Below are 12,175 nucleotides of genomic sequence, written 5' to 3'. Positions count from 1 at the left end.
ACATTTGATAGCCTGTTTTTCCCAAGCGGAAAAGCAATGGCTACGCGTCTTACATACTGAGAACACACAGACAGGGACATCGCCACATGACCGACGTCATCACCCAAATTGAAACCTTTCTGGTGCCGCCGCGCTGGCTGTTCGTGCGCGTCGAGACGGCCGAAGGGCGTATCGGGTGGGGCGAGGCGTCGCTGGAAGGCCACGCCGAGGCGGTCGAGGGCGCGTTTGAATCCCTGCGTGACCGCTTCCTCAACACCGATCCCGAACGCATCGAGGACGTCTGGCAGACCGCCTACCGCCTGGGTTTCTATCGTGGCGGGCCGGTGCTGATGTCGGCCCTGTCGGGACTGGACCAGGCCCTGTGGGATTTGAAGGGCCAAAAGCTGGGGGTGCCGGTGTGGCAACTGCTGGGCGGACAGGTGCGCGATCGCATCGCCGTCTATGCCTGGATCGGCGGCGACCGGCCTTCGGACGTCGAAGATGCGGCAAAGCTCCGCAAGTCCCAGGGCTTCAAGGCCGTCAAGATGAACGGCACGGAAGACCTGAACTGGCTCGATTCGCCGCGCGCCCTCGATGCCACCGTCGAACGCGTTCAGGCCGTGCGCGCGCTCGGCATGGATACCGGCATCGACTTCCACGGCCGCGTGCACAAGGCGATGGCCAAGCAACTGGCCGTCAAACTGGAGCCGCTCGGGCCGCTATTCATCGAGGAACCGCTGTTGAGCGAGCACCCCGAAGCCATCGCACAACTGTCGCGCCTGACCTCACTGCCGATCGCCCTGGGCGAACGGCTCTACAGCCGCTGGGACTGCAAGCCGTTCCTGGAGGCCGCTTCCGTCGATATCCTCCAACCCGACCTGTCGCACGCCGGCGGCATTTCCGAGGTGCGGCGCATCGCAAGCCTGGCCGAAGCCTATGATGTGGCACTGGCGCCGCACTGCCCGCTGGGACCGATTGCCCTGGCGGCATGCCTTCAGGTCGCGGCGGCGACGCCCAACTTCGTCATCCAGGAAATGTCGCTGGGCATTCACTACAATGACCGCGAACACGACCTGCTGACCTATGTGACGGATGCTTCGGTGTTCGACGTGACGGACGGCCACGTCGCCGTGCCGATGGGCGCAGGCTTGGGCATCATCATCGATGAAGACAAGGTCCGCCAAGCGGCGCGCGACGGCCACAGGTGGCGCAATCCGGCCTGGCGCGGCGCGGACGGAGGTTTGCGGGAATGGTAATGCGTTTTGACGGTAGAACAGCGCTGATCACGGGTGGCGCCGGCGCCATCGGCTTCGCCATCGCTGAACGTCTTACAGCAGAGGGCGCGCGCGTGGTCCTGCTCGACCGCTATGAGGACCGGGCGATGGCGGCGGCGGAAAAGCTGCCGGGCGCCCAGGGCTTCGGCGTCGATGTCGCGGACGCCGAAGCGGTTGCGGCGGTCTACGAGATGGCCGAAGGCCGGATGGGACCGATCCATCACGTTGTCTCGGTCGCCGGCCAGATGATCTACAAGAACCTGGAAGAGATATCGCCTTCCGACTGGTCGGCATTGGTGGGCGTCAACTTCCTGTCGGTGGCTTATCTTACCAGCCTGGCCTTCGGGCGCATGCCGGCCGGCGGTTCCCTGGTCTACGTGTCGAGCATCCATGCCTGGCAGACCTCGGCGAGGGTCGGGCCCTACGCCGCCGCCAAGGCCGCGCTGAATTCCCTGGCGCGCACGGCGTCGATCGAGGGCCAGGCCAAGGGATTGCGCGTCAATGGCATTGCACCGGGCGCCATCGATACGCCGATGTTGCGCGAAAGTCCGAACATCAAGGCCGGTCTGGAGGTTCTGGCGCCGGCCGATGTTGGTCTGCCCGAAGATGTCGCGGCGGCGGCTGCCTTCCTGCTCAGCGACGAGGCCCGCTTCATCACCGGCGAAACCTTGCGCGTAGACGGCGGACGGCTCGCCAAGCTTTAGGCGGGATGGCTGGCGATCTGACCACACAGCCATTGCAGCCCGGCCAGGTGCTGCAAATCGTGGCTGCACAGGTAATGCACCAGGCCGCGCAGAGTCGTGGTGCCATAGTCCTCGAAGACCGCCGGCCGCGCCCATTGCGCCTGCGATACCGTACCCAGAACCTCCAGCGTTTCCTCACGCGCGGTGCGGATAGCCCTGAGCACATTCGGCGCGTGGGCCTCGGCATAGGCGCGTTCGATGCGCAGGCGATCACCATCGACACCGGCCAGGTAAGGCGTATCTTCCTTCAGCGTTCGCACCAGCCGTACGTGATAGCCGTCGATTTCGATATCGCGGATATGGCAGAGCTGTTCCAGCGCTGGGAAATGCTCGCTGGGACAGGTCGCCCATGACGGCGGCGTCCACAGCTGATAGCCGTCTGGAACCGCCGCGTAGTGGGCTTCGAGCCGGTCCGGAAACGCGGCCAGGGCTTCGAGTGTGGCCGCGTCCATCAGAGCGTCACGCGATTGAAATCAATCGCGCGCCTTGCTCTGTTTTTTTGCTTGGTCGCGATGTCTTGCGAAAAACCGCTGCACACTTTTTCGCACATTGCTCTTAGTCCCTCAAGAGTTCGTTGATGCCGGTCTTCGAACGCGTGCGGGCATCGACGCGCTTGACGATGACGGCGCAGTAGAGCGACGGGCCGCCCTTCGGATCGGGCAGGGAGCCCGGCACGACGACGCTGTAGGCCGGCACCCGGCCCATGAAGATTTCGCCCGTGGCGCGGTCGACAATCTTGGTCGACTGACCGAGATAGACGCCCATCGAGAGCACCGAACCCTGTTCGACAATGACGCCTTCGGCGACTTCGGAACGCGCGCCGATAAAGCAGTCGTCTTCGATGATGGTCGGGGTCGCCTGCAGCGGCTCCAGGACGCCGCCGATGCCGACGCCGCCGGACAGGTGGACGTTCTTGCCGATCTGGGCGCAACTGCCGACGGTGGTCCAGGTATCGACCATGGTGCCTTCATCGACATAGGCGCCGATATTGACGAAGGACGGCATCAGCACGACGTTCTTGGCGATATAGGCGCCGGCGCGCACGACGGCGCCGGGCACCGAACGGAAGCCGGATTCCTGGTAGTCCTTTTCGCTCCACTTGGCGAACTTGTTGGGCACCTTGTCCCAGTAAGGGCCGATCGGCGCCTGTTCGAACAGGCCGCGGCCGGTGTGCATCAGGTGGTTGCCGTTCAGGCGGAAGCTGAGCAGCACGGCCTTCTTCAGCCATTCATTGGTGTGCCACTTGCCGTCCAGCTTGTCGGCAACGCGGAAGCGGCCGCAATCGAGCAGGTCGAGCGCGCCTTGCACCGCCTCCCGATAGGGGCCGTGATACTGCGGATTGAGTGTGTCGCGCGCCTCCCAGGCAGCTTCAATATCATCCTTGTAGGCGGCGAGGTCGGACATGCGGACGGTTCCTGATTGCATTCTTGATTGTCGCGCATCGACATAGTTTGGTTACGCCGAATGTCAAACAGAAGTGCCCTCACGCCTTCATTTTTTGCCGTGCCAGTCCGAGCGGGTCAGGACATAGCTGGTCTCACTCAAGCGATTTTTCGTCATGAAAGCGCTGATGCTTTCATAGGTCGCGGTTTCGATCTCGCCCTTTTGATCGTCGAGGTTCAGGCGCGGATCGACCATGGGGCCAAAGACGCGCGTGAACAGCCCGGTCCTGACCGGTGTCGCCTGGAAATGCGCCTTCAGGTTGGCCTTGACCTGGGCGTAGGATGTCGTCTGCCAGGCGGAAGCCGCGATGACGTCGAGGACGAATTCGGTGCAGTTCTGACGCGACGGATCGAACGGGCTCGACACCAGCGAATAGTCCGCCACGTGCATGGTCTCATAGGTCGGTGAGGCGATGGTCGCCATCAGCCGGCGCTGCATTTCGGGCGTCGGGATGATGATGGCGACATCGTCTTCGGCGGCGCCCGAGATGAAGTCGATCGGGAAGTCTTGCTTGAGATACGAGCGTGTGATCGGCAGGGACTTGCCGTCACCCTGATACAGGTTGTGGACGGCGTAGCCCTTATAGGCCTTGCCGTCGGCGCCTTTGACTTCGCTGTAGACCCAGAAGGCGCCGTGGGTATAGCGGATGCCTTCGGGCAGTTTGGCGCGTGGCCGGCCGGAGCGGAAGACGATGGCCAGGCGCGCCTGACGCGACGCCAGGTCGCGTTCGATCTGCTTTGCGAAGGCAGCGTTGAGCGCGGCGGGGCGCCAGTCCTTGGTCTTGCCGCCCGAATCCGCCACCGGCTGCGCTTCGGAGTCGCGCGGCGCGTCCCAATTGTTCGCAACCTGCGCGAGGGCGGGCTGGGATGCCAGCACCGCCGCCGCAAGCAGAAAGGCGCGCATTATCGCCTGTCCGTGGTGTCGTAGGGCACCTTGGGCGCAGGCTGTGCCGTGACGGTTTCAGGCGAGATTTCCAGTGGGCCGTTGGCTTCGTCCCAGACGGCCTGGCCAGAGTCGCGAATGGCGGCCCCGCCACTTTCGGCGACCGTGCCGACCGCGACGAAGGGCAGGGCAACGACGCCGACCACGACCTTGACGCCGGCCTCGGCCAGTTGCGCGGTCGCGACGACGGAGTCGCCCGAGGCCTTGGACACATTGCCGAGGCTGTCCTGGGCAAAGGCGGGCGTAGCAGCCATGGCAGCTACGATCGTAAAACAAACCAGACGCTTCATAACCATCTCCTTTGAACGATGTTCAATGAACTTCGTTCAAGATGACGCGGGCGTCAAGTTAAATTTTAACGATTACCGGAGAGAGGTGAGGAAGTCTTTGAGGGAGGGGCTGCGGAAGTCGACGAACATGTCAGTGTTATCGAGCGCCTTGGGGCCGACGAGGACGGTCTTCATGCCCAGGCCGTGGGCGGGTTTGAGGTTGCGCGGGCTGTCTTCGAAAAAGACCGTGTCGGCGCCATTGACGACGTGGGCCTTCATCATCAGCTCGAAGGTGGCGAGCGATGGCTTTGGGATGAAATTAGCGTGTTCGAGGTGGAAGATGCCGTCGAACAGGTCGCCCATTTCCATCTTGGTCAGCAGCCGGCCGGCGTGGAAGCTGTCGCCATTGGTGAAGACGATCTTGCGGCCGGGCAGGGCGGCAATCAGGTCGTTCAGTGCGTAGTCAGGATTAAGGCTGTCGAGCGAGACGTCGTGCACTTCGTCGAGGAAGCGGCGCGGTTCCACGCCGTGATGCGCCATCAGGCCGGCGAGGGTCGTGCCGTGTTCGTTGAGATAACGTTTCTGAAGCGCGTAGGCTTCGTCGTGGCTAAGGCCGGTTTCCCGCGCCACGAAGGCCGACATGCGGCGTTCGACCAGGGCCATGACCTCGCATTCGTGCGGGTAGAGGGTGTTGTCGAGATCGAAAAGCCAGGTGGTGATGTGGGCGAGGGACGGGGGCATGATTTTACCCCCTCTCCCCGTTTACGGGGAGAGGGGCATCGACCAGAGCAACGGTGAAAGTCATAAGTTATTCCAGTACGTAAGAACCACAAATGAGTCTTTGATAGGCGACGGCTTGCCCCTCACCATAACCCTCTCCCCGTAAACGGGGAGAGGGGATTTTAGTCCGCCTTGATCAAGGTTCCCGCACCATGCTCCGTGAAGAGTTCGACCAGCATGGCGTGCGGGCGGCGGCCGTCGAGGATGACCACGGCTTCGACCCCCGATTCGACCGCGGCGATGGCGGTTTCGAGCTTCGGGATCATGCCGCCGACGGCGACGCCGGTTTCGATCAGGTTGCGCGCTTCCGACAGAGTCAACTGGCGGATCAGTTCCTTGTTCTCATCGAGCACGCCGACCACGTCAGTCAGCAACAGCATGCGCTTGGCGTTGAGCTTGCCCGCGACGGCGCCGGCAACGGTGTCGGCATTGATGTTGAAGGTCTGGCCTTCGTCGGAGACACCGATCGGGGCGATGACCGGCACATAGTCATGTTCAGCATCGTTGATGAGCGTGCGGATCAGCTTGTCGTCGATGCGCTTGGGTTCGCCGACAAAGCCCAGGTCGACGATCTGTTCGATCATGCTGTCCGGGTCCTTCTTGAGGCGCGTGGCCTTTTCGACGGTCAGGAGGCCGGCGTCCTTGCCCGACAGGCCGACGCCGCGGACGTCGGCTTCGGCGCCGGCGCGGGTGATCCAGTTGGCGATTTCCTTGTTGACCGCGCCCGACAGCACCATTTCGGCGATTTCCATCGTGGCGTTGTCGGTGACGCGCAGGCCGTCGACGAAGGTCGATTTGACGCCGGCGCGGCCGAGCATGGCCGAGATCTGCGGGCCGCCGCCGTGGACGACGACCGGCTGGATGCCCAGCAGTTTCAGGAGCACGATGTCCGAAGCGAAGAGCCTGGCGGTGGCTTCTTCGCCCATGGCGTGGCCGCCGTATTTGATCACGACGATTTCACGGTCGTAGATCTGGATATAGGGCAGGGCCTCGGCGAGCGTCTTGGCGGTCGCCCAGCCTTTTTCTTCTTCATCGGTGTAGGGGGATGTGCTCATGGGCGCGCCATTAGCGGAGAAGTTCGGCCCTGTCTATCGGGGTGTGGGGCCAAAAACGTTTCTTGGGCCCCCAAACCCCGGATTGTCAGAGCGAAATCCCGCAAACCGTCATGATCTCGGCCCGCAACTCGGCAATCCCAAGGCCCGTCTCCGAGGACGTCGCCAGCACCACCGGGTGCGCGGCGGGACGCTTGCGGATGCCTTCGGACACAGCGGCCTGGACCTTGGCCAATTCCGCCGGTTTGATCTTGTCGGCCTTGGTCAACACGATCTGGTAGCTGACGGCGGCGACGTCCAGAGCGTCCATCGGCTCCTTGTCGACGTCTTTCAATCCATGGCGGGCGTCGATCAGCAGGTAGGCGCGGTGCAGGTTCGGCCGGCCGCGCAGATAGGCCTTGCCGAGGTTCTGGAACTTCTTGACCGTGTCCTTCGACGCCTTGGCCCAACCATAGCCAGGTAGGTCGACCAGGTGCAGGGCGTCATCGACCCGAAAGAAGTTGACCTCACGCGTCCGCCCGGGTTCGTTCGACGCCCGCGCCAGGGCCTTCATGCCGACCAGGGCGTTGATCAGGCTCGACTTGCCGACATTGGACCGGCCAGCGAAGGTGACCTCGGGCAGGGCGCTGTCGGGCAATTGCTCGACCTTGGCGGCGCCCATGATGAAGGTGGCCGGGCGCGCGAACAGCACGCGCGCCCGCTCCAGCGTCTCGGGATCGTACGCGTCTTTTGGGGCGTCCTCGCTCACGCGGCCTTCTTTTCGGACTTGCCGGTGATCTTGGCGATGAAGTCGTCAAGCGGGTTGTCGACCTTCAGGCGCTTGTAAATCGAGTACTGCTGGAGGATCGTGAGGATGTTGCTCCAGAAGTAGTAGATCATCAGCCCGATAGCCAGTTGCGAGAAGAAGAAGATCATGATCAGCGGCATGAAGGACATGATGCGCTTTTGCATCGGGTCGATGCCGGCCATCGGCGTCATTTCCTGGCTGGCCCACATGCTGATGCCGTAAAGGATGGCGACGGGGCCGATGTGCAGCGGACCGGCAAGGATGCCGCCGATCAGCGGCACGGTTGCCGGGTCGAAGGGCAGAAGGCCGAACAGGTTGATGATGCTCAGAGGATCGGGTGCCGACAGGTCCTTGATCCAGCCGAAGAAGGGTGCGTGACGCATGTCGATCGACATCTGCAGGACTTTGAACAGACAGATGAAAACCGGAATCTGCAGCAACATGGGAAGGCAACCGCCCAGGCCGGCCATCGGATTGACCTTCTCCTCCTGGTACAGCTTCATCGTTGCTTCCTGCTGCTTCTGCATGTCATCAGGGAACTTCTTCTTGATGGCATCCAGCTTCGGCTGGAGGCGCTGCTGGACGTGACGCAGCTTGGTCATCTGTTCGTATGAGCGATGCGCCAGCGGGTAGAAGGCGACCTTGACGATGACGGTCAGGGCCAGGATGGCCAGGCCCATATTGCCGACGGCCTTATAAAGCCAGGTCAAAAGCAGGTAGAAGGGGTAGGTGATGAACTGCAGCGAACCCCAGTCGACCGCCCAGTAGAAGCGCGGGATGCCGAGCGTTTTCTCGTAGGCCTTCAACTGGTCGTCGTGCTTGGCGCCGGCGAAGATATGCGACGTGCTGTTCCACATCTGGCCGGCCGGCACGGTAATCGAATTGCTGGCGGCATAGCCGGCGGTAAAGGTCTGGGTCGTGTTAACCGTGTCGGAACGCGTGCGGTAGTTGACGCCCATCTTCTGGTCCGGAATGACGGCCGCCATCCAGTACTCTTCGGTGATGGCGTACCAGCCACCGGTCGTTGAGCCTTCACGGAAGTCCTTGCCCTTGACCAGTTCGTGGAACTTCGACTGGTTGGTGAGGTACTTGCCCTTCGAGCAATCCTCCTGCGTCTTGCAGAAGGTCGCCATCGTGCCCTGGTGGACGTAGTCGCCTGCCGAGGAACGCTTGGGCGCCGTGTTGCGGACGACCATGGCGTAAGGCGCAAAGGTCGCAGCCGCCGCGGTCCGGTTGATGACGCGGTCGGCCTGGGTGATCATATAGTTTTCGTCGATGCTGAGCGTGCGTTCGAAGCGCAGGCCGTTGCCGGCATCATGGACCAGCACGACTGGCTTGCCCACGCTCAAGACAGAGCCCGAACCCACCGTCCAGACCGTGTCCGGCGTGGGCGCGCCCGGCACGTTCTGCATGTTGAAGCCCGAACGGACATATTGCGCATCCTTGGTGCCGGCGGGTTTCAGCAGCGTGACCGTGTCCTTGCTGCCAAGCTTCTGCAGGTATTTCACCAGGTGCAGATCGTCGATCACGGCGCCCTTCAACGCGATCGAGCCTCGGACCGAAGGCGTGTCGATCGGCACGCGCGGCGAACTGGCCAGGGCCTGCGCCGTGGTCAGCGTGGCCGGACCGGAAGCCGGAAGGCCTGCGGCAATATTGGCGGCCGAGGAACTGGAAGCGGCGGCGGCGGCGACTTGCGCTGCGGCCTGCTGCTTTTTCTGCTGGGGACCGAGGACAAAGAACTGATAGCCGAACAGCAGAACCATGCTGGCGATCAGGAAGTAGATCATATTGCGGTTGTCGTCGGTGTTGTTCATCGAACGGTCTTTTCCACTTTTATAGCTCAGGCGCCGCATGGCTCCTCGCATTTAGCTCGGGCGGCCAGTCGGCCTTGCCAAATCCTCGTCGGATTTGGAATGAGGTTTCGGGCGCGCCAGCCTTATCAGGGCCGCTTTGACATCGTCAAGCAAACCCTGCCAGTCGCGATCCACCGTGCCGGCGCGGGCGATGAATACATAGTCATGGCCGGGCAGGGCGTGAAGGGGCAGCAAGGCTTCGGCGGCTTCGCGCAGGCGGCGCTTGGCGCGATTGCGCGTCACGGCATTGCCGATCTTCTTGGTAGCCGTAAAGCCCACCCGTACCTCTTCACTGTCCTGACGCCGGCGCGCCTGGACGACGACCGCGCCACGCGCCTGGTAGGGCGCCTTGGCGGCGGCCAGGAAGTCGGCGCGGACCTTGAGACGGGGAATCATGGGTGCATCACATACAGAAAAAGAGCCCTCAAGCGACTTAAGGGCTCTTTTCAATTCTTCGGTCGCGAGAGCCGCTGTTACGCGGTCAGGCGCTTGCGGCCCTTGGCGCGGCGGCGGGCGACGACCTTCTGGCCGTTCTTGGTCGCCATGCGGGCGCGGTAGCCATGGCGGCGCTTGCGCACAAGGCGGCTCGGCTGGTAGGTACGTTTCGTTCCCATCTGGGGCTCCGATAGTTCAGGCAGCGCTTCACAGCGCGCGAAATCACAAAAGAGGCGCGTGATTAGCCAAGCCGTATCGCCTTGTCAATCTTATTTGCACTGTTATCGCTGTATTTCTGCTATATATAAATAGCTCTCGGTCCCTTCCAACGGAGTCGCGGTGTTCGATCCAGGCAAGCCCGGTGAACGGTCTTCCAGCCCCTTTCCTGCCCGTCCGGGCGGTCGCGCACCCTTGCGTAGCCGCAAGGCAAGTGCGGCCGCCTACCTTCAGCGCCTGACCGAAGTGTCGCGCCGCGTGGCGGCGTGGGCTCTGCGCGCCGGCATACTGGTCTTCGACACTATCCACCGCTTTATCCTCAGCCTGTCCGGCCAGTTGGCGATCATGACGGCGGTCTTCGTGACCCTGGTCGAAATCATGATCCTGATCCCGTCCCTGGCCAATGACCAGGAAGAGTGGCTGATCAACAGCGTGCGCAAGGCCGAAATCGCTTCCCAGGCCGTCGATACCGCCGACGCCATGGCGGTGTCGGCCGAAACCTCGGAACAGCTGCGCAAGAGCGCCGGCGTTCTCTACCTGGCGGTCAGGATAAACGGCCAGACCCTGCGCCTGTTCGATTCCAACGTCACCGTGCCGGAAGAGGTCATGGACCTGCGCCGGCAGCGCAACCCCGTCGAGGACATCGCCTATCTCTGGGCGCCGTGGCAGACGCTTCTGTCCGACGAGGACCGGCTGATCCACGTCCAGACCCAGCCGCGCCTGCGGCCGGGCGACCAGATCGAAATCGTCGTGCGCGGCGAACCGCTCAAGAAGCACCTGCAGGCCAGCCTGCTCAACATGCTGCGCATGTCCTTCTTCATCGCCCTGGCCGCGGGTATCCTGATCTTCGCCGCCCTGTCCTTCGTCATCGTGCGCCCGATCCGCAAGCTGACCGACGCCATCCAGCGTTTCAAGACCAACCCCGAAGACGTGGCCGCCACGCCGGAACTGTCGGGCCGCGCCGATGAAATCGGGGACATCGAACACGAACTGGTGGCGATGCAGGAAGAGGTGCGCAATTCGCTCAGGTCGCGCGCCCGTCTGGCGGCGCTGGGCCAGGCGGTGTCCAAGATCAACCACGACCTGCGCAACATGCTGACCTCGGCCCAGATGGCCTCGGACCGCCTGTCGGCCGCTTCCGCCGATCCGACGGTCGCCAAGGCCCTGCCGCGCCTGGAACGCGCGCTTGACCGCGCTCTGTCGCTCGCGACCAACGTCCTGACCTACGGCAAGAGCGACGAACGCGCCCCAGCCATCCAGATCGTCAGGCTCAAGGACCTGGCCGAAGCCGCCGCCGAAGACGCCGGCCTGTGCCTGCCGGGCCAGGCGGTCGAAGGCGGTGTCCGTTTCGCCCTCAAGGCGCCCAAGGGCTTTCACCTCGAAGCCGACCCGGAACAGCTGCACCGCATGCTGGTCAACCTGATGCGCAACGCCCGCCAGGCGATCGAATTGCAGCCCAACCGGCGGACTCTGGGCCGTGTCACCCTGACCGCCATCAAGACGGCCGACGACGTCATCCTGATCGTGGCCGACAACGGACCGGGCATCCCGGAAAAGGCGCGCGAAAAGCTGTTTCAACCCTTCACGTCGTCCAATACGCCAGGCGGTTCGGGACTTGGCCTTGCCATCTCGCGCGAACTGGCGCAACTGCATGGCGGCGACGTCCGTCTCGTCAACACCGGGCCCGAAGGCACTGCGTTCGAGGTTCGACTGCCCCTAAAAGGCTAAAGTGTAAGGCTAAGCTTTGGAATTCGAAGACCTTATAGAACTGGTGCGGGACAGCTACATTTCGCAGTTTAGCGCCTTTATCGACCGGGTGAGCAAGGAACACGGCGACGGTTCCGGCGAGGTCAAGCTGAAGCTGTCCGGCGATAGCGCGCTTTATCGCAACTATTACTGTGCGGACTACGTGCGCGCCGACGACGGTGGCAATGTCATCGAACTGGCGCCCGACGAGGAGGTGACCTTCGATCCGGTCGACGTCGTGCTGGGCGAGATGGACATGCGCGTCGAGCGCCTGCAGTGGAACGACGTGACGCTGAAGGTCGAGGGCGAACTCGACAGCCGCGACCTCGATGAGTGGTTCGAAACGTGGTTCGATCCGGATGAGACGACCTTCGATCCCGATACGCGTTTTTCCGGCAATATCCACTCGCTGACGGTCGACGGCGAAGGCGTCCATGTCGATTTCGGCACGGCGCCAACGGAGGCCCTGGTCGAGCTGCTGGTGACGATCGAGGACCTGGGCTACCGCAAGGTCACGGTGAACTAAAGAACCCCACCACCACATCTCACTCACTGCGTTCGCTCGTGCGGTCCCCCTCCCCAAATCTATTGGATTTGGGGAGGCAAAAGAATGCACACTCATTTTACGCACCTAAGGCTGCGCCGTCTTACATCCT

Annotated in this window: 14 protein-coding genes; 4 read left to right on the top strand and 10 right to left on the bottom strand. The window is 62.8% G+C overall.

The features are described 5' to 3' along the window. Positions 1-86 precede the first annotated feature (86 nt). Both dgoD and J2X24_RS00280 read left to right on the top strand, forming a co-directional pair. Entirely contained in the window at positions 87-1,235 is a 1,149-nt protein-coding gene (gene dgoD / locus J2X24_RS00285; RefSeq protein ID WP_209714917.1) for a galactonate dehydratase, read from the top strand. Next, a complete protein-coding gene (locus J2X24_RS00280; RefSeq protein ID WP_209714915.1) occupies positions 1,235-1,957 on the top strand; it encodes an SDR family NAD(P)-dependent oxidoreductase in 723 nt (240 codons plus the stop codon). Before dgoD ends, J2X24_RS00280 begins: the two co-directional genes overlap by 1 nt. Here the strand turns inward: J2X24_RS00280 and J2X24_RS00275 are convergent. The 10 genes from J2X24_RS00275 to rpmH all read right to left on the bottom strand — a co-directional run bounded on the left by J2X24_RS00275 (position 1,954) and on the right by rpmH (position 9,736). Next, positions 1,954-2,448 carry a DinB family protein gene (locus tag J2X24_RS00275; protein WP_209714912.1) on the bottom strand — a complete coding sequence of 165 codons (495 nt, stop codon included), beginning with the start codon at positions 2,446-2,448 and terminating at the stop codon, positions 1,954-1,956. The two genes, J2X24_RS00280 and J2X24_RS00275, sit on opposite strands and share 4 nt — an antisense overlap. Positions 2,449-2,551: 103 nt before the next feature. Further along, on the bottom strand, positions 2,552-3,400 hold the full coding sequence (gene dapD, locus J2X24_RS00270) for a 2,3,4,5-tetrahydropyridine-2,6-dicarboxylate N-succinyltransferase (RefSeq protein WP_209714909.1): 849 nt from the start codon (positions 3,398-3,400) through the stop codon (positions 2,552-2,554). A gap of 87 nt (positions 3,401-3,487) precedes the next feature. Further along, positions 3,488-4,342, bottom strand: a complete 855-nt coding sequence (locus tag J2X24_RS00265; protein ID WP_209714906.1) for a DUF2145 domain-containing protein — start codon at positions 4,340-4,342, stop codon at positions 3,488-3,490. Next, positions 4,342-4,671: a hypothetical protein gene (locus J2X24_RS00260; RefSeq protein ID WP_209714903.1), complete on the bottom strand. Its 330-nt coding sequence runs from the start codon at positions 4,669-4,671 to the stop codon at positions 4,342-4,344. The genes J2X24_RS00265 and J2X24_RS00260 overlap by 1 nt, the downstream gene beginning before the upstream one ends. A gap of 72 nt (positions 4,672-4,743) precedes the next feature. Further along, a complete protein-coding gene (locus tag J2X24_RS00255; protein WP_209714899.1) occupies positions 4,744-5,391 on the bottom strand; it encodes a pyrimidine 5'-nucleotidase in 648 nt (215 codons plus the stop codon). Positions 5,392-5,552: 161 nt separating this feature from the next. Continuing rightward, positions 5,553-6,485: an acetylglutamate kinase gene (gene argB / locus J2X24_RS00250; RefSeq protein ID WP_209714896.1), complete on the bottom strand. Its 933-nt coding sequence runs from the start codon at positions 6,483-6,485 to the stop codon at positions 5,553-5,555. Between the two features lie 85 nt (positions 6,486-6,570). Beyond that, complete coding sequence (gene yihA, locus J2X24_RS00245) at positions 6,571-7,230, bottom strand: ribosome biogenesis GTP-binding protein YihA/YsxC (RefSeq protein ID WP_209714894.1); 660 nt, start codon at positions 7,228-7,230, stop codon at positions 6,571-6,573. Then, entirely contained in the window at positions 7,227-9,083 is a 1,857-nt protein-coding gene (gene yidC / locus J2X24_RS00240; RefSeq protein ID WP_209714891.1) for a membrane protein insertase YidC, read from the bottom strand. The genes yihA and yidC overlap by 4 nt, the downstream gene beginning before the upstream one ends. Before the next feature lie 51 nt (positions 9,084-9,134). Then, positions 9,135-9,518 (bottom strand): ribonuclease P protein component, encoded by a 384-nt coding sequence (rnpA, locus tag J2X24_RS00235; protein WP_209714888.1) that lies wholly within the window; start codon positions 9,516-9,518, stop codon positions 9,135-9,137. Between the two features lie 77 nt (positions 9,519-9,595). Next, a complete protein-coding gene (gene rpmH, locus J2X24_RS00230; protein WP_192621029.1) occupies positions 9,596-9,736 on the bottom strand; it encodes a 50S ribosomal protein L34 in 141 nt (46 codons plus the stop codon). Positions 9,737-9,896: 160 nt separating this feature from the next. Here rpmH and J2X24_RS00225 point away from each other — a divergent pair, with 160 nt between their 5' ends. Together J2X24_RS00225 and J2X24_RS00220 are read left to right on the top strand one after the other, a co-directional pair. Next, complete coding sequence (locus J2X24_RS00225; protein ID WP_310002268.1) at positions 9,897-11,501, top strand: sensor histidine kinase; 1,605 nt, start codon at positions 9,897-9,899, stop codon at positions 11,499-11,501. Between the two features lie 16 nt (positions 11,502-11,517). Beyond that, a complete protein-coding gene (locus tag J2X24_RS00220; protein WP_209714885.1) occupies positions 11,518-12,045 on the top strand; it encodes a hypothetical protein in 528 nt (175 codons plus the stop codon). Positions 12,046-12,175 lie beyond the last annotated feature (130 nt).

The organism is Asticcacaulis solisilvae, from assembly GCF_017875235.1.
GTDB classification, from domain to species: Bacteria; Pseudomonadota; Alphaproteobacteria; order Caulobacterales; family Caulobacteraceae; genus Asticcacaulis; species Asticcacaulis solisilvae_A.
The sequence above is the reverse complement of the archived record's forward strand: the minus strand, read 5'-3'. Positions and strand labels throughout refer to the sequence as shown.